Source organism: uncultured Clostridium sp., assembly GCF_963515715.1.
Classification (GTDB): domain Bacteria; phylum Bacillota; class Clostridia; order Clostridiales; family Clostridiaceae; genus Clostridium_AW.
Map to the genome: position 1 here is coordinate 1 of NZ_CAUPZS010000003.1, position 16,995 is coordinate 16,995.

Here is a 16,995-nt window from a genome sequence, read left to right on the forward strand (position 1 = left end):
ACATGGGATATTAATTCTTTTTCAATCCCTTGAAAATAACTTGTCATTTCTTCATATCTTCTAGGGCTTACTTCTTCCGTTTCTTTAGTAACTATTATCTTTTCTACAGGAAGCTCCTTTAATATAACTCTAATCAAATCAATGGTTGTTGGTAAATTCTCTTCTATACCCAAATCTATTCTTCTAACTCCTGAAGGAATTGGAAATCCTGCGTCGCATATAATTATTCCATCAGTATGTCCTATAGCAGCTACTAATTCTGATATATCTTTGTGTAATATACCTGTTTTTTTCATTTTACCAACTCCTTTAATTCATAAACATTATCTTCTATATACTTTTTAACTTCATGAAAGTATGGCAGGGACGGTTGCGATCCCATCTTAGTCACAGATAAAGCCGCTGATACATTAGCAAATTTAATAGCATGGTAAATACTCCATTTTCGATCTAGTCCATATGCAAAAGATCCTATAAATTCATCTCCTGCTGCGGTAGTATCTACTGCTTGAACCTTTAGGCTTTCTACAAAATGTTCCTCTTCTCTATTTAAGAAATATACACCCTTTTCACCCATAGTTATTAAAACATTTTTACATCCCATATCTAATAATTTCTCAGCAGCTTTCTTTGCGTTATTTTTATCAATAATTTCTATTGCTGTACAGTCTTTTGCTTCAACTTCATTTAGCACTATATAAGTTAATTTACTCAAATAGCTCTTATCAAAGCCCATATAAGGAGCTGGGTTAAATATTATTGTTTTGTTATATTTATATGCTAAGTCTATGGATTTATAAATACTTTCTAATGGGATTTCTAATTGAAGTATTAAAGTACTACATTCTTTTATTAATTCTTCATGGGCTTCTATATCGCTCGGAGTTAACTTTAAATTAGCTCCAGGAATTATGATTATCCTATTCCTTCCATTGTCTTCTAATGTTATGAATCCTACTCCTGTACTTTCATCATTATCTTTCATTACATGCATATGATCTACTCCATATTCTTTTAAACTGTCTATATGGGCTTCAGCAAAACTATCCTTTCCTAATTTACCAAGCATAACTACATCTCCACCAAGTTTTGCTACAGCTACCGCCTGATTAGCACCTTTTCCACCAGTAAATTGAGAAAATGAAATTCCCTTTATGGTTTCTCCTTCTATTGGAGCTCTTGGAGTTTTAGCAACTAAATCCATCATGAAACTTCCTACTATAAGAATTTTGCCCATTTATAACTCTTCTCCCTCTAAATTAATCTTGCTTAACAACATTTTTCCTAAGCTTCCCCCAGGATGAAATACTGCAAAATTTTCTTTTTTAAATCCCTTAAGAATGGATAAAGTAACTCCAATAGCATCTCCCACAGCTAAAACAGAAGTTGTACTAGCCGTAGGGGCGATATTTAAATGATCTGCTTCTTTCTCAGCCTTTACTTTTATATGAATATGACTTTTCTTAGCTAATGAAGAGTTTTCATTAGCTGTCATAGATATAATTTTTGCTCCTATAATTTTTAAAGAAGGGATTATTTCAATTATCTCTTTAGTCTCCCCACTGTTTGAAATAGCAATCACCACATCATCTTTTGTAATCATTCCTAAATCTCCATGTAGTGCCTCGGTAGCATGTACAAAAAAGGATGGGGTACCTGTACTTGCAAAGGTAGCCGCTAATTTCTTCCCTATGTGTCCCGACTTTCCTAGTCCAGTGAAAATTACCTTTCCTTTGCATTGCATTATAATCTCTACTGCTATCACGAAATTTTCATCCAATTCTTCTTTAACTTTTTCTATTGTTTTTATTTCTTCTTCTATAACTTCTTTACCTATTTCTAATATATCCATAATTATTCTCCTTCCTTTATATGACTTTAGTGCATATTTTCCCAATACCTTCTATTTCTCCATGTAACTGGTCACCTTTATTTATCTCTACAGCATCTGCTGGTGTACCAGTTAATATAATATCCCCTGGCATTAAAGTCATTATATGAGATATATAGCTTATAAGATGAGGTATAGAAAATATCATGCCTTCTGTTGATGAATCCACAATTATTTGAGAATTTTTCTTTAAAATAACTTTTAGATTAGATACATCAATATCTTTCACAAGGAAGGAAGCTAAAGGTGTAAATCCATCAAACATTTTTGATATATTCCATACAGATGAAGTGTTTAATCTATCAACCGCTGTCAAATCCATAGATGTAGTATATCCTAATACATAAGACATGGACTCTCCTTCAGTTGCATTTTTACATTCTTTCCCTATTATTACCCCTAATTCTACCTCTGCTTTTACATGTGAAGAAAGATTAGGATAAGGTATGAAATCATAGGTAACTGTGGTAACAGGTTTTAAGAAAATAACTGGCTCTTTTTGAAAGTCTTCTGCCTCTTTAATCATTCTCTTATAATTTGCACCAACACCTATTATATTTTTTGGGTTATGGGGGGGTACTATTTCTACCTTATCCATATCTAACTTTTCTCTAGTAAAAATATGATTCTTATATATGTCCCCTTGGATTTTGTAGTAGTCGCCATCCTTTAAGTAAACATATATTTCATCATTATTGTAAATTACTTTTTTAATTACAATTCCCGTATCTTTCTTCATCTTCTATGCCGAGACTCCCTTTTTATTGTTCCTCATGTTCTTTACAGGGGTGTATAAAAGGGATACTATTGCAAATATAAATAATACTATTGATATTGGTCTTGATATAAATATTAAGTAATCTCCTGATGATAACGCTAAACTTCTTCTAAAGTTTGATTCCGCAATTGGCCCTAAAAGAAGCGCTAGTATAAATGGTCCTAGTGGTATATCTAATTTTCTAAATAGAAATCCTACAAGCCCTGATATAAGCATTACTCCAACATCGAATAATGAGTTGTTTAATGCGTAAGATCCAATTATACAGAATAATACCACTACTACCCAAATAACTTTAGGTTGTACCTTCAAAATATAGGAGCTTCCCTTTGCAGTTAAAAGTCCAAGCACCAATATAGTAAGATTAGCAACTATAAGTAATGCCATTATGTTATAAACAAATTTTGAGTTTGATAAAAACATCTGCGGTCCTGGCTGCATTCCATACATCATAAGAGATCCTATTAAAATAGCAGTAACAGAGTCTCCTGGAATTCCTAGGGTCATCATAGTGGTCATAGTTCCACCTATAACCCCATTGTTTGCTAGAGATGTAACTGCAAGTCCCTCTACAGAACCATTTCCAAACTTTTCAGGTTCCTTTGACATCTGTTTAGCTTGTTGCCAGCATATAATTGAAGCTATATCTCCACCAGTACCTGGAATTGCTCCTATTATTACTGAAATTATTGCAGACACAAAGGATGGTAATGCCGTAGCTTTAAACTCTTTAGCTGTTGGAACTACCCTACCTAAATCTTTAATATTTGTCACATCTCTATCGTCCTTTATATTTTCAATAATTTGATAAAGTATTTCTCCTATACCAAACATGCCTATCATTATTGGAATAAAAGATATTCCTTGCATAAGATTCATGTTTCCAAAAGTAAACCTTTGAACTGAAAACATAGGATCCATTCCTATAGTAGAAATTATAAGTCCTAATAATCCTATAATTAATCCCTTAACCACTTCTTTTCCAGATACACTTATCATCATTGATAGTCCAAAAATAGCTAAGGCAAAATATTCAGGTGGTCCAAATTTCAAGGCAAATTTAGCTATTGGGAAAGCTGCCACAATCAATACAAATGTACTGAATAATCCACCTATAACAGAGAATATTGTATTAATTCCTAAAGCTAGCCCAACTTTACCCTGTTGAGTCATTTTATATCCATCAAAGGTTTGAGCTATAGATGCTGGAGTACCTGGGGTGTTAACCAAGATTGCTGAAATACCCCCAGCCCATATTGAAGAATTATAAACTCCAAGTAACATAGCTAATCCTTGAGTAGGCTCTAACCAAAATGTAAGAGGAGTAAGCAAAGCTACACCCATAGTGGCAGATAGTCCAGGTAAAGTACCTATAAACATACCAACCACTACTCCTATAAAGTTATACATAAAAACGTTAGGTTGTAATACTTCTCTTAATGCATCAAATAACACTACTATTCACTCCCCTCATCTTAAATTTAACATTACATTAAACACATTGTTAAATATGAAATAAGTACCTATAGTTAAACATACCGATAAAATAATATTTTTTGTTAATTTCACTTTGTAGAGATAACCTAATGAGAACAATAGTATAAAACATGCAATTATATATGATAGGTTTATCCACAAAGCCATGAAAAGCATAACCACAGCTATTGTAGCTAAAAATATTTTCTTATTTTCTTTTGGCCATTCTTTTACGTTAAAATAAACTTTTTTATTTTTTAATCCTTTAGATATTAAGATGATTGACATTACAATAAGACAAACCCCTATTATAGTAGGGAAGTATCCTGGCCCTGGTACACCATCTGTGGTCCCACCAGGAAAACCCTTTGACATATATATCCACCAAACACCTATTAAAGATGTAATTATGCCAAATACAACATCACCATTTAACATGCTCTCCCTCCTTTTTAAAAGGAACTTGTATGCATGTACAAAATCATACATACAAGCTTATTTTACTATTTATTTTTTAATTCCCATTGCTGGTATCTGTCTCATGTAGAAATCAAACTGACTTTTTGCAAACTCGTTAAATTCTTCACCATTTTGATATGCAACTGTAAATGCTCTTTCATCTGCTATTTTCTTTAAGCTTTCTGACTGTATAGCTTTTTCTATAGCTGGAACTAATACATCTTTAACCTCTTGTGGTAAATCTTTCGGAGCTGCGAATCCTCCCCAAGCTGCTACCACTGTATCATAACCCTTTTCTTTCATTGTAGGAACTTCTGGGAAGAAAGGTGATTTATTCTCATCAACTACTGAAAGTACACGAAGTTGTCCACCTTCAACACCGGACTTAACTTCAGAAACACTTACTGTAACTGCATCTATATGTGATCCCATAAGTGCTGCTATAGCTGGCGCTGCACCGTCAAATGGCACGTGATTAAACTTAGTATTTGTAGCACTTTCAACTGTTGCTGCAGCAATATGCCAAATTGAACCTGTCCCTGAGTTACCAACCTTTACTTTTCCTGGGTTTTTCTTAGCATAATCCAAGAACTCTTCTATTGTCTTCCATGGAGCATCAGCTCTTACTGTTACTGTTGCTGGTGAAATATTTGATCTTCCTAGTAACGTAAATCCATCTGGTTCTACATCATTTGAATATCCTAGTGCTTTAACCATAGCTAATTCAACAGGTACATATCCTATTGTATATCCATCCGGATTACTACCCTGTAAGAAAGACATTGCGACTGCTCCTGCTGCTCCTGTTTTATTCGTTGAAACAACTGGAACCCCTAGTTCTTTTTGTAATTCAGAAGCTACTGTTCTTGCCACCGTGTCAGATAATCCACCTGGTGCCGCTTGAATAATCATATTAATTTGTTTTGTCGGATATTTTGCTCCTTCTTTTTTGTTAGTTTTTCCGCCGCCACCGCAAGCAGTCATAAACATCATTGATCCCACAAGGCCTAATGCAAGCATAACTTTACTTCTTTTCATTACTATCCCTCCATCTTATTCATTAAATTTTTAAGATTATGTAAAAGCACATTAATGCTTTCCTCATCTAAATCCTGCAGTGGTTTTCTTACATATCCACCATTTAGTCCATTTACTTTCATTCCCGATTTAATTACAGCTATGTTTCCATCTCTTAAAAGATCTGCTGTTGCTCTTGCATACACTTGTAAACTTTCAGCTTTTTTATATTCCCCTTTAGTGTAAGCTTCATATATTTTCACAAATATATCTGGATTTACATTAGAATTACCTGAAACTAATCCATCACAACCCATAGATAACATAGTGTAGAACAATGGGTCGCATCCGCTCAACACATTGAATCTATCTGATTTTAATGATATATATTCCTGTAATCTTATCATGTCAGCAGAGCTGAATTTGATTCCCATGATATTTTTAGTTTCATCTATAAGTTCTTTTACTACATGTGTTTTAACATCATTGTTTGTTATCCCTGGAAAATTGTAAATATATACTGGATAATCTTCTGGAGCATTTTTAGATAATTCTAGATAATAATCCTTTAGCTGTTCATCAGTTAATTTATAGTAATATGGAGTAATAGATGTAATCGCATCTACTTTAATATCTATAGCATGTTTTGATAATTCCCATACATTTTTTACACTTAAGTCTCCAACATGTAAAACTACAGGCAGTTTCCCCTTTAGCTCGTCCATAATTACTTCAGCAGCAAATTTTCTTTCTTCTACATCTTGTAATGTTCCTTCCCCTGTAGTTCCAAGTGCAAAAACACCGTTTACATTTTTACTAACTTCGAACCTGCATAGCTCTCTTAAAGCTTTTTCGTCTATTCTTCCCCTCTCGTCAAAAGGTGTAACCATTGCAGCAACTACTCCCTTTAATTTCATAGATTAATCCTCCCTTTAAATTAAATATATTTATAATTATAGTAATCGATTACTTTACTCTTAAAAATTTTTGTTTATTTTTATTTTTTCACCCTATTTTTAAACTTTATAGATAATTTGTTATAAAAATAACAGTAATCGTTTACTAAATAATCGCAATAAAAAGGATTATATTCTTTTTATTGACTCTCCTATACATATTCTAGGACAAAGTATATATTCTTTAAAGTTATTTTCATCATTATCTTCTTTGGTGCTTTCCAATAGTATATTGCACACCTTTCTTCCAATAGCTCTACCATCTTGCTTAACCACTGTAAGTCTTGGCTCCACAAGTTCTCCTATACTTAAATCTCCATAGGATACTACTGAAATATCCTCTGGTATTTTATAACCAAGCTCCTCTATAGCTATCATAGCCCCTTCAGCCATTCTATTGTTTGTAGCAAATATAGCAGTAGGTCTTTTAATTTTATCATTACTTAAAAGCTTCTTAACTTCATTATATGCCTTATCACTATCAAAATCAGCATATAGCAAATATTCATCTTTAATTTCTATATCGCTACTTTTCATAGAAGCTTTAAATCCTCTTAACCTTTCAGTTCCTGTAGTAACATTTAATCTACCATTTATTATAGCTATTCTTTCATGTCCATTCTTTATTAAAAGTTCAACTAAATCATAGGATGCTGAAAAGTTATCCTCTAAAACTGTATCTATATTTAAATCTCCTATTTGTCTATCTATAGCTATTAACTTTACACCACCATCTATTAAATTTTTCAGCTGTTCACTATTGTCTCCACTAGGTGCAATGACAATAGAATCTACCCTTTTTTCAAATAAAACCTTTAATAATTTCTTCTCTAGCTCTGGATCTTCATGGGTTACTGCCATTATCATATTATATCCCTTAGGCCTCATCCCATCCTCTATTTCTCTTGCGATTTTCATAAAATAAGGGTTGGATATATCTCCTACAACAAAACCTATTAAATTAGTTTTATTATTTTTTAAACTTCTTGCGATGGCATTAGGAGAGTAGTTAAGCTCTTTAATTACATCATACACTCTTTCCTTTACCTCTTCGCTTACTGGATAATTATTATTAAGTACTCTAGATACAGTAGCTGTGGACACTCTTGCTTTTTTAGCTACTTCCTTTATAGTAATTTTGCTCATTTTTATTCCCCTTATTTATAGTACACGTTTACTATAATTATAGTAACTCATTTCCAATTTTATTTCAATACAATTTTGAAAATTTAATAACTTATTTTTTTTAATTTTCACTCTTTTCTTTTATTGATTCCCCTCCAAAAATCTTAGTTTGAATTATATATTCTATTTCTCCATCTTTTAAACGCTTGTTAATCTTATCTAATACTATATGTCCGCATTTTTCCCCAAGCTTATAAGAATCATAGGATACTGTTGTTATTTTTGGTTTTAATAATTTAGCAGCATTTGTCTCTCCAAAACACACTAATGAAACATCCTCTGGTACTCTTATTTTTAATTTCTTAAGGGCTAGTAATGTTCCTTCAAGTAGATAATGGTTAGTGCAATATATGCTTGTAGGAAATTTAATTTCTTCACTTAAGAATTTAATTATGCTATCATATGCCTTTTCTTTAGATAAAATGTTTCTTAACTGCAAATTTTTATTAACTTCTATATTATTATCCTCTAAAGCTTTCAAAAAACCGAGATATCTATCTTGTTCAGTACTTATAGTAGGATTTCCATTTACTGTTAAAATTTCTTTGTGGCCATTTTTAATTAATTTTTCCGTTATATTATAGGATGACTCAAAATTATCTAATAATATAACAGCTGTTTTAACTCCTGAAATTTTTCTATCTACCATTATTATATTTATTCCAAGATTTATTAAAGATTCAATATTATCTTTATTATTTTGGCAAGTAGCTAAAACTATTGCCTCAACCCTTCTTTCGTGAAATAAATCTAACAACTCTACTTCATTATCTGGATTATCATGGGTGCTCCCCATCAATAAACTATACCCTTCTTTTGCTACTACCTTCTCAATGCCCTTTGCCATTTTCATAAAATAAGGGTTGGATATATCTGGTACAATCAATCCTATGGTATCAGTTTTCTTTATTTTAAGGCTTCTCGCAACAGCATTAGGCGTATAATTTAAAACATTTATAGCCTCTAATACTCTCTCTTTTGCTTCTTTGCTTACTGGATAATCTCCATTAATTACTCTTGAAACTGTAGCTGTGGACACATTAGCTTTTTTAGCCACATCTTTTATAGTAATCTTTTCCATCAAATTTCACCACCAAAACATTACTAAGTAAATTAAATATCATTTTATTTAAAAACTGTCCTTTAGTTTTAATAATTTACTTTATTTATTATTTAAATTATACTCCATATGTGAAATAATAAATATATAAAGTTCATGGAGGTAAACTAATATGAATACAGACATAAAAGTAGCTCTTTTAAAAGAGGAACTAGAAGAACTTAAAGAAAGCTTTAAATATCAGTATGGTGATAAATACATGGATTATCCCGAAGTTCAGGCAAGGCTTGAAGTTATCATAAATATGATTAAGTTTTATGAAGATAATTAAGAAAAATTGCGATGTAAAAATAGCTATATCAAATTGGTCTTTCAATTGTAAGCTTCTACAAAAGTAATTGGGTATCCAAAAACGGGAACTGAGATACATAGTGACGTCGCGTCACAAAAAGGCGCTCCTCCCACTATATACCTCAATTCCCTTATGTTTTACATATATATTTTTTAAAATTGTAAGCTTTTACAAAAATAATTAAAGTTTTAAAATAGAGAGCTAAGCAGGTAGTGAAGCCGCTCCAATAAAAAGTCGCTATTTCACCACCTTCTTAGCTCTTAATAGTTTGCAAATGTCATTTCACAATTTTATCATGATAAATATTATATTATTAATTATTGATTCATTTAATTATGACAAACACTTATTTATTTTGTGAAACTTAGAAGTGCTATGTAATGCGCACTAAGCGTTTGAGCAAAATCTAGAAATTCTTAATTTATTTTAGAAAAATATCGTTAAGATGCTGTACATGTTTGACCAAAGGGAGTTTGTCAGCATTAGGGATTTTTATAAAATAAATTTTAGAAGTTCTTATTGTAGCGAAGCAGCATAAGAAGCATTATATAGCACTTTTTATTTCTTAAAACCATAAGCATTTTTTAACCTTTTTATATTTTATAGTTATATTTTTACGAATATCTAGTCAAACCTCTTAAGAAAAAGTGCAAATTTAAATATAATTTGAAAATTACATCTCAATATATTAAAATGATACTATTAATCACAAAGGAGGTTAAAATTATGAAAGCTTTTAGTATGAGCGAAATAGCTTATAAGGAATTTTTAAAGTTTCTTGAAGAAAATAATGTTCCATCAAAGTCAATTAGAGTGAATTTAGCTGGCCATGGCTGTGGTGGTCCAGTATTTAATATTGTTCTAGATGAGCAAAGGGCAAATGATGAAGTTACTAAAATAGAAGATTTAACTTTTTTAGTAGATAAAGACTTAGTTGCACAGTTTGGCGGATTTACACTAACTTGCGATGAAGAAAACGGTCTTGGAGGCTTCGACTTACAACCATTGTTAAAAACTGATGATGGTGGTTGTTCAACTTGTTCAGGTTGTCATTAATTTATTCTTCAAATCATGAAACTAAAAGTAAATGCTTTGATTAATAGATAATAATAGATATCGAAGGAATCCCTTTAATGGGATTTCTCCAATATCTAAAAATCTAAAAAACTAGGTATCTAAACATCTAACTAAAATGATTTTTCATTATTTTAAATTTCTATAATATGAACTTCTCTAATGCATAGGCTACACCATGTTCTTCGTTAGTTTTTGTTATAAAATCTGCTTTTTCTTTTAACTTAGAAGATCCGTTACCCATAGCCACCCCTAAGCCTGCGAATTCTATCATAGGTATATCGTTATCCCAATCTCCAATGGACAATACCTCCTCTGGTGAGATATTGTGAAGATTAGCTATTTTTTTCAGCATTAAACCTTTATTAATTTTATTGCTAAATATCTCTAAAAATTGAGGTAATGAAAAAATTGCATTAACTTCATCTTCATATTTAGATTTTAATATTTCTTTAATCTCTAACAGTCTTTCATGTTCTCCTACCAAGAGTATTTTATAAATATTATCAGCTTTATCATGGATAAACTTAGATATTTTCCCTACTTCAATTCCTTTTCCCGTGTAGTTTTCGTAATTCATGTAGTTAAATGATTTTTCAACATATATGTCTTCATTCATAAAAAGAACAATATAAATTTCTTTTTCTTCGCAAATCTTAACTATCTCTTCTGAAATTTTTTTATCAATATTTTCATCAAATATTAGTTTGCCTGAGTAGTCATATACCTTACATCCATTCATGCAAATAGATAAATCCTCTGTTTTCAATTTGTATAAAAAGGGTTTTATTGCGAAAAAGTCCCTCCCTGATGCTAATATTATTCTTACGCCTTTTTCTTTTACTTTTGTTAAAGTCCCTGTAACTCTACTGCTTAATTCATGATTATTATCCAGTAAAGTACCATCTATGTCCAAGGCCACTAACTTAAACATAGCTTCCCTCCATTTCAAATGTATAAATTAAATTTCCCTCTCAATTCCGGTATTAATCTAGTAATTTCTTCTTTCATATAGTTTACATATTCTTTTGATATGCCTTCCATTCTTAAGGTTATACAAGGTTCTGTTACAGATTTTCTAATTAACAACCATCCTCCTTCAAATTCTATTTTAACTCCATCTAATTCTGTAATATTATATATAGACTTTAATTCCCTAAATTTATCTAATAGTTCTTCTCTCTTATCCTTATGCCATGGGATTCTTATATCTGGAGTAATTGTGGTTTTTTCTATGTTATCTACAAAATCCGAAAGCTTAATTTTTTCTTTTGAAATTATGCTAGCAATTTTTATAGCTGCGTAAATTCCATCATCCTTACCCAACTCGTGAAAAAAGAAATGTCCACTTATTTCTCCCGCTAAAATTGCTTTTTCTTTTATAAATCTACCTTTAATAAAGGTATGCCCAGATTTCTCCATTATGGCATTTCCACCCATGCTCTCAACTTCTCTTTTAACAATACTTGATGATTTTAAATCATATACTACACAGGGATTTATTTTATTTTCCTGTAAATTTTCCTGCAAATAATCCCCTAAGTAATAATGAATTAAAAATACAAAGGCTTCCTCACTTTGAACAATTCTTCCCTTGTCATCAACAAATACAACTCTATCCCCGTCACCGTCAAAGGCTACTCCTAAATCAGCTCTATCTTCTAAAACCTTTTGTTGCAGTTTTTTTAAATTGGAATATACCGCAGGGTTAGGTTCTCTATTTGGGAAACTACCATCGAATTCACAAAAAAGTTCCTCTACTTCATACCCCATTTCTCTAAATATCTCTGGAGCTAATTTTGAAGTGGCTCCATTTCCACAATCTATTACTACTTTTATATTTCCTTTTTCACCAATTAAGTTTTTTATATGCTCTTTATACTCTTCGTCAATATTTATTAAACTCCTCTTTCCCTCTCCATTTAAATATTCTTTTTTATCCACTATTTCCTTTATAGAATTTATTTCTCCGGTCGTAATTGGCTCATCTCCTAAGACTACCTTAAATCCATTATACTTTGCTGGATTATGGGATGCAGTTACCATTATTCCTCCATGGGCCTTTAAATAATCTTTTGCAAAATACAATGCTGGTGTGGTAACTCTTCCTATGTCAATAACCCTACTCCCGCTATTAATCAATCCTTGGATTAGTAATTCCTTTAATATTGGAGTGGACAATCTTACATCCCCACCCACAACTACTGTTTTTCCGCAGATACGTGTCCCTATAGCTCTACCTATATGGTAGGCATCTTTTCCATCAAATTCTTCTATATATATTCCCCTTATATCACATTCTTTATAAATCCCCATTGAGCCCTCCTTATATTAAATAAGATTTTTCTCTACATTTATCTTTAAACATCTCATATCTTTCTTCATAGGTTTTTCCTTGTCCATATTCAGGCTCAATTTTTTCTTTTATTTTTACCATATTCTCCACCCCTTCTGTTAAACTACTATAAAAAGTTCTAGAGGTGGCTAATATTGCTGCACCCATTGCAGCTTCCCAAATCTCTGGTATTAACAATACTTTATTGAGTATATTTGCCCTTATCTGGCACCATTCTTTTGATTTTACTCCTCCGCCAGTCATAAATACATAATCCTTAACCCTACATCCCAAATTTTCAATAGTCTCATAGCAGAGTCTTTCTGTATATCCTACCCCTTCTAAGACCGCGGTGTATAACTCTCCTTTATCTTTAGGCTCCCCTATTGTAAAGCCTTCTGCATCCTCTTTTACAAAAGGAAATCTTTCTCCTCTTCCTATTAAAGGATACATGACTATATCAGTAGGTGCATATTTGTAAATCTCTTTATTATAAATATCAAATTCTTCTTTTTTAAACCTAGAATCTAAAGATTTTCCTCCTATATTGGATGCTCCTCCTATAATCCAGTATCCTTCAGGGTGTAGATGTGAATATACTCTTCCATGTTTATCTTTAATAATATGATTCCATATGCCTTTTATTGTAATAGTTGTGCCCAAAGAAGTATTAAACTCCCCTTCTTTACTTATGCCTGACGCAATAGAGGAGGCATATCCATCTGTGCAGCCACCTACCACTAAAGTGCTGGTTTTCAAGCCAGTAATATTGCTAATTTCACCGCTTATATTTCCAATTACCTCTCCTGGTGCTACTACTTTAGGCAATATTTCTTTAGAAATGCCCAGTTTTTCAATAAAATCAGGCCACTTTTTATTTATTAAATCATACCCTGTTTTTAATCCATTAGAATAATCAGAAGTATAGAAACTTCCTATAAGATTTCCTAAAATATAATCCCCTTGATGCAATATCCTCTTAGTTTTTTCATATATATCTGGTCTATGATTTTTGACCCATAATATTTTAGGAAGGCCGTAAGAAAAATTAAATTTATATCCTAAAGATTCACCAAGTTCTTTACCATAGCTTTGAACTATATGACTTTCTTCATATGCTCTTCTGTCATTGTACATAATTCCATTGCTCAAAGGTTTATTATCTTTATCTAAAAAAATAATTGTACCTGAAGTACCATCTAGAGATAATGCCTTTATATCCTCTACTTTTCTTCCCATATTTTTAAACTTATAAACTAAATCTTTTAAAACATCGATGGTTGAGTTTAACCACATGCTGGGGTCTTGCTCAATAACCCCCTCTATATTTGAGCAATTAATAACATTAAACTTTATGTTGCTTGAACACATTAATTCCCCTTTATAGTTTGTAATTATTCCCCTTACCCCTTGTGTTCCCATATCTAATCCAATAAAATACATAATCTATTCCCCCAATATATATTTTTATATTTTTAAAGATAAGGCAACTTTAGAGCTACCTTATCTTTATTTGGGGTTTATATTTCAATTCTAAAGTTTCTATCTATTTTTTCTATCAAATCCACTTTAGACTTAGATCTCCCTCCTTGAAACTCAGAACCTAACCATATGTCTACTAACTTTTTAGCAAGAGCTGGTCCTAATATTTCTGCCCCCATACATAAAATTTGAGCATTATTACTCCTTCTTGATCTTTCAGCTGAATATACATCATGACACACAGCCGCTCTTACTCCTGGTACCTTATTAGCGGTTATACACATGCCAATACCTGTACCACAAAGTAATATTCCCCTTTCAAATCCCCCTCTAGTCACCTCGTTTGCAACTTTTAGAGCAACATCTGGATATAATACTTCTTCATTTTCACAGGACCCAAAATCCACATACTCAATGCCAATATCTTTTAAGTGTTCTATTATAATTAATTTTAAATTATAGGCATTTTGGTCACATCCTATAGCTATTTTCATTATTTAGCCCTCCTATCTAGAATACCTCTCCAATAATCCACACTTTCTTTAAGGCTTGGAATTACTATTTCATCATTAAAACCATAGGCTTTATAAAACAACTCCATGATTAGATATATATTTTCCACCTCTGTAGATTCTATGGTCTCTACAACCTTTTCTCCATCTATTATTCCTTTTTTATTGTTCTCCTCTGTAAAAGGCCAGTGATTACTTCCGCTTTTATCTGTCTGCTGTAAATGTAATATCTTAGACTTGTGTATTAACTTCTTAATCCAACAATAAGGGTCACTATCCTCTTGATTTTTAGATGTTATGTCTAAATGTCCTACATCAAGATTTAAATATATAGGAACCGCTGAAACTTTATTTAATCTTTCAAAAATATATTCCGTTTCTTCAATGGTGGATGGATATTCTCTTGGAATTGACATGGGCTCAATTATCAATTCTTTTAATCCTTGCTTATCAGCGTACACAGATAATTCTCCCATGGTTTCAATTAACTCTTCTAATAATTGATTTTTTCTTTTTTCATTCTTAATATCATTCATACTAAAAGCGCCTAAATATACCCCTGTTGAGTAGCATCCCATGTCTTTAGTTTGATCTATGGATTTTTTATACCAATTAATATAGCTCTTTCTCAATTCTCTATCCGGATGAAGTAGAAAATTTGTCTGGTGAGATATTGACCCTGTAGCAGTATTAATTATTTCTATACCCTTTTTTTCACCATATTCCCTAATTTCATAACATACTTTCTTTCTTATATTTTCTTCAATTAAAACTGGATCCAACATATCAAAATAAAACTGAACGTATTTTAAACCCAATTCATCTACTATAATATCTATCCACTCCTCTGTTAGAGGATATCTATTTAAAGCAAAGCTCGTATTCATTCCTAACATTATATTAGCCATCTAACCACTCCTTTGATCTTTGTACTGCCTTTTTCCATTTGTAATACAAGGCTTCTCTATCTTCATCTTTCATTTGAGGATAAAATATTTTATCCGCTTTCCATTTTTCTTTTATTTCACTTTGATTTTTCCAAACTCCAGAGCCTAATCCTGCTAAATATGCAGCTCCTAAGGAGGTTGTTTCTATGTCCTTTGGTCTTATAACTTTACAATTTAATATGTCCGCTTGGAATTGTAGGAGAAAATCATTATTAGCTGCTCCCCCATCTACTTTTAATTCTTTTAGCTTTATTTTCGATTCCTTCTCCATTTGATCTAAGAGGTCCTTTACTTGGTAAGCCAAAGATTCTACTGTAGCTCTAACTAAATGGGCTTTTGTTACTGAAGAAGTTAATCCTATTATTAGTCCTCTAGAATACATATCCCAATGAGGTGCACCTAATCCTGTAAAGGCTGGTACAAAGTAAATTCCTCCATTATCAGGTACACTAAGAGCCATCTTTTCTACATCTTTAGAGCTTTCTATAATTTGCAATCCATCTCTTAACCACTGTACCGCTGCTCCAGCAGTAAAAATACTTGCTCCCATAGCATAATTAACTTTTCCATCAATTCCCCAAGCTAGGGTAAGCAATCCCTTATCACTCCTTGTTGCCTTTTCTCCCGTAAACATCAACGGTACAGCACTGGTTCCATAAGTGTTTTTAGCCGACCCCTCCTCAAAGCAAGTTTGACCAAATAGAGCAGCTTGTTGATCTCCCGCTATACCTGTTATTGGTATTTCACTGCCAAACCATTCCTTATCTGCATATCCATAAAAATTAACTGAAGGTTTTACCTCTGGAAATATTTTTTCTGGGATATCTAAAATCTCTAAAAGTTCTTTATCCCACTCTAGTGTATGGACATTAAATAATAGGGTTCTTGAAGCATTTGAATAATCTGTGGCATGTACTCTTCCTTTAGTTAGCTTCCATAATAGCCAAGTATCTATAGTTCCAAAAATTTCTTCCCCTCTTTTAATCTTCTCTCTCGCTTCTGGCACATTATCAATTATCCATTTAATTTTTGTTGCAGAGTAAACGGGGTCTATTACCAAGCCAGTTTTTTCATTAAATATAGAACTATATCCTTCCTTTATTAGCTTTGTACATAGTGGACTACTTCTTCTACATCCCCAAACGATTGAATTATATAGTGGCTCTCCAGTATTTTTATCCCAAATAGTAGTGGTTTCTCTTTGATTAGTTATACCTATGGATGAAATATCTTCCCCTTTTAAATTTGCCTTAGCTAAAGCTTCTCTAGCCACTTTTATTGTTACATCCCATATTTCTAAAGGATTATGTTCCATCCACCCTGCTTGAGGATATATTTGGGTATACTCTTCATAGTACATGGAAACTCTATCGCCATTATCATCAAAAATTATAGCGCGTGATCCCGTAGTTCCTTGGTCAATGACTAAAACTTTTTTATCCACCATGATTTCCCCCTTATTTAATTTTGC

18 protein-coding genes are annotated in these 16,995 nt (G+C 32.1%); 2 read left to right on the forward strand and 16 right to left on the reverse strand.

Features of this window, described 5'->3' with window-relative positions; genetic code table 11:
* The 10 genes from rbsD to RYO54_RS03630 form a co-directional block, all read right to left on the reverse strand.
* A partial coding sequence (gene rbsD, locus RYO54_RS03585) for a D-ribose pyranase (RefSeq protein WP_315115826.1) occupies positions 1 to 296 on the reverse strand: 296 nt, incomplete at its 3' end.
* A complete protein-coding gene (gene rbsK / locus RYO54_RS03590; protein WP_315115828.1) occupies positions 293 to 1,237 on the reverse strand; it encodes a ribokinase in 945 nt (314 codons plus the stop codon). The genes rbsD and rbsK, both read right to left, overlap by 4 nt.
* Entirely contained in the window at positions 1,238 to 1,852 is a 615-nt protein-coding gene (locus RYO54_RS03595) for an SIS domain-containing protein (RefSeq protein ID WP_315115831.1), read from the reverse strand. It lies immediately after the preceding gene.
* Positions 1,853 to 1,868: 16 nt separating this feature from the next.
* Complete coding sequence (locus RYO54_RS03600) at positions 1,869 to 2,630, reverse strand: fumarylacetoacetate hydrolase family protein (RefSeq protein ID WP_315115834.1); 762 nt, start codon at positions 2,628 to 2,630, stop codon at positions 1,869 to 1,871.
* A gap of 3 nt (positions 2,631 to 2,633) precedes the next feature.
* Positions 2,634 to 4,124 (reverse strand): tripartite tricarboxylate transporter permease, encoded by a 1,491-nt coding sequence (locus RYO54_RS03605; RefSeq protein ID WP_315115837.1) that lies wholly within the window; start codon positions 4,122 to 4,124, stop codon positions 2,634 to 2,636.
* A gap of 15 nt (positions 4,125 to 4,139) precedes the next feature.
* The gene (locus tag RYO54_RS03610; RefSeq protein WP_315115839.1) at positions 4,140 to 4,583 is read right to left on the reverse strand and encodes a tripartite tricarboxylate transporter TctB family protein; all 444 of its coding nucleotides are present in this window, start codon (positions 4,581 to 4,583) and stop codon (positions 4,140 to 4,142) included.
* Positions 4,584 to 4,652: 69 nt separating this feature from the next.
* Complete coding sequence (locus tag RYO54_RS03615) at positions 4,653 to 5,642, reverse strand: tripartite tricarboxylate transporter substrate binding protein (RefSeq protein ID WP_315115842.1); 990 nt, start codon at positions 5,640 to 5,642, stop codon at positions 4,653 to 4,655.
* A 2-nt stretch (positions 5,643 to 5,644) separates the two neighbouring features.
* Positions 5,645 to 6,538, reverse strand: a complete 894-nt coding sequence (locus RYO54_RS03620; RefSeq protein ID WP_315115845.1) for a dihydrodipicolinate synthase family protein — start codon at positions 6,536 to 6,538, stop codon at positions 5,645 to 5,647.
* Between the two features lie 168 nt (positions 6,539 to 6,706).
* On the reverse strand, positions 6,707 to 7,723 hold the full coding sequence (locus tag RYO54_RS03625; RefSeq protein ID WP_315115848.1) for a LacI family DNA-binding transcriptional regulator: 1,017 nt from the start codon (positions 7,721 to 7,723) through the stop codon (positions 6,707 to 6,709).
* A 100-nt stretch (positions 7,724 to 7,823) separates the two neighbouring features.
* Complete coding sequence (locus tag RYO54_RS03630) at positions 7,824 to 8,843, reverse strand: LacI family DNA-binding transcriptional regulator (RefSeq protein WP_315115851.1); 1,020 nt, start codon at positions 8,841 to 8,843, stop codon at positions 7,824 to 7,826.
* A 151-nt stretch (positions 8,844 to 8,994) separates the two neighbouring features.
* On the opposite strand from RYO54_RS03630, the gene RYO54_RS03635 reads away from it, so the two are divergent.
* Together RYO54_RS03635 and RYO54_RS03640 are read left to right on the forward strand one after the other, a co-directional pair.
* Positions 8,995 to 9,153 (forward strand): hypothetical protein, encoded by a 159-nt coding sequence (locus RYO54_RS03635; protein ID WP_315115852.1) that lies wholly within the window; start codon positions 8,995 to 8,997, stop codon positions 9,151 to 9,153.
* 747 nt (positions 9,154 to 9,900) lie between these two features.
* A complete protein-coding gene (locus RYO54_RS03640) occupies positions 9,901 to 10,230 on the forward strand; it encodes a HesB-like protein (protein ID WP_315115855.1) in 330 nt (109 codons plus the stop codon).
* A gap of 160 nt (positions 10,231 to 10,390) precedes the next feature.
* On the opposite strand, the gene RYO54_RS03645 is transcribed toward RYO54_RS03640, so the two are convergent.
* The 6 genes from RYO54_RS03645 to glpK all read right to left on the reverse strand — a co-directional run bounded on the left by RYO54_RS03645 (position 10,391) and on the right by glpK (position 16,971).
* Entirely contained in the window at positions 10,391 to 11,182 is a 792-nt protein-coding gene (locus RYO54_RS03645) for a Cof-type HAD-IIB family hydrolase (RefSeq protein ID WP_315115858.1), read from the reverse strand.
* Between the two features lie 14 nt (positions 11,183 to 11,196).
* The gene (locus RYO54_RS03650) at positions 11,197 to 12,564 is read right to left on the reverse strand and encodes a phosphomannomutase/phosphoglucomutase (RefSeq protein WP_315115860.1); all 1,368 of its coding nucleotides are present in this window, start codon (positions 12,562 to 12,564) and stop codon (positions 11,197 to 11,199) included.
* A 10-nt stretch (positions 12,565 to 12,574) separates the two neighbouring features.
* Positions 12,575 to 14,026 carry an FGGY family carbohydrate kinase gene (locus RYO54_RS03655; RefSeq protein WP_315115863.1) on the reverse strand — a complete coding sequence of 484 codons (1,452 nt, stop codon included), beginning with the start codon at positions 14,024 to 14,026 and terminating at the stop codon, positions 12,575 to 12,577.
* A 77-nt stretch (positions 14,027 to 14,103) separates the two neighbouring features.
* On the reverse strand, positions 14,104 to 14,559 hold the full coding sequence (gene rpiB, locus RYO54_RS03660; protein ID WP_315115866.1) for a ribose 5-phosphate isomerase B: 456 nt from the start codon (positions 14,557 to 14,559) through the stop codon (positions 14,104 to 14,106).
* Positions 14,559 to 15,485 (reverse strand): TIM barrel protein, encoded by a 927-nt coding sequence (locus RYO54_RS03665; RefSeq protein ID WP_315115869.1) that lies wholly within the window; start codon positions 15,483 to 15,485, stop codon positions 14,559 to 14,561. Before RYO54_RS03665 ends, rpiB begins: the two co-directional genes overlap by 1 nt.
* The gene (gene glpK, locus RYO54_RS03670) at positions 15,478 to 16,971 is read right to left on the reverse strand and encodes a glycerol kinase GlpK (protein ID WP_399549002.1); all 1,494 of its coding nucleotides are present in this window, start codon (positions 16,969 to 16,971) and stop codon (positions 15,478 to 15,480) included. The genes RYO54_RS03665 and glpK overlap by 8 nt, the downstream gene beginning before the upstream one ends.
* Positions 16,972 to 16,995 lie beyond the last annotated feature (24 nt).

Coding starts and splice junctions, on each gene's coding strand:
- rbsK (WP_315115828.1), bottom strand. CDS start 1,237: ATGGGCAAAATTCTTATAGTAGGAAGTTTCATGATGGATTTAGTTGCT.
- RYO54_RS03650 (WP_315115860.1), bottom strand. CDS start 12,564: ATGGGGATTTATAAAGAATGTGATATAAGGGGAATATATATAGAAGAA.
- RYO54_RS03610 (WP_315115839.1), bottom strand. CDS start 4,583: ATGTTAAATGGTGATGTTGTATTTGGCATAATTACATCTTTAATAGGT.
- RYO54_RS03625 (WP_315115848.1), bottom strand. CDS start 7,723: ATGAGCAAAATTACTATAAAGGAAGTAGCTAAAAAAGCAAGAGTGTCC.
- RYO54_RS03640 (WP_315115855.1), top strand. CDS start 9,901: ATGAAAGCTTTTAGTATGAGCGAAATAGCTTATAAGGAATTTTTAAAG.
- RYO54_RS03615 (WP_315115842.1), bottom strand. CDS start 5,642: ATGAAAAGAAGTAAAGTTATGCTTGCATTAGGCCTTGTGGGATCAATG.
- RYO54_RS03665 (WP_315115869.1), bottom strand. CDS start 15,485: ATGGCTAATATAATGTTAGGAATGAATACGAGCTTTGCTTTAAATAGA.
- RYO54_RS03595 (WP_315115831.1), bottom strand. CDS start 1,852: ATGGATATATTAGAAATAGGTAAAGAAGTTATAGAAGAAGAAATAAAA.
- RYO54_RS03635 (WP_315115852.1), top strand. CDS start 8,995: ATGAATACAGACATAAAAGTAGCTCTTTTAAAAGAGGAACTAGAAGAA.
- rpiB (WP_315115866.1), bottom strand. CDS start 14,559: ATGAAAATAGCTATAGGATGTGACCAAAATGCCTATAATTTAAAATTA.
- RYO54_RS03645 (WP_315115858.1), bottom strand. CDS start 11,182: ATGTTTAAGTTAGTGGCCTTGGACATAGATGGTACTTTACTGGATAAT.
- RYO54_RS03655 (WP_315115863.1), bottom strand. CDS start 14,026: ATGTATTTTATTGGATTAGATATGGGAACACAAGGGGTAAGGGGAATA.
- RYO54_RS03620 (WP_315115845.1), bottom strand. CDS start 6,538: ATGAAATTAAAGGGAGTAGTTGCTGCAATGGTTACACCTTTTGACGAG.
- RYO54_RS03600 (WP_315115834.1), bottom strand. CDS start 2,630: ATGAAGAAAGATACGGGAATTGTAATTAAAAAAGTAATTTACAATAAT.
- RYO54_RS03630 (WP_315115851.1), bottom strand. CDS start 8,843: ATGGAAAAGATTACTATAAAAGATGTGGCTAAAAAAGCTAATGTGTCC.
- glpK (WP_399549002.1), bottom strand. CDS start 16,971: ATGGTGGATAAAAAAGTTTTAGTCATTGACCAAGGAACTACGGGATCA.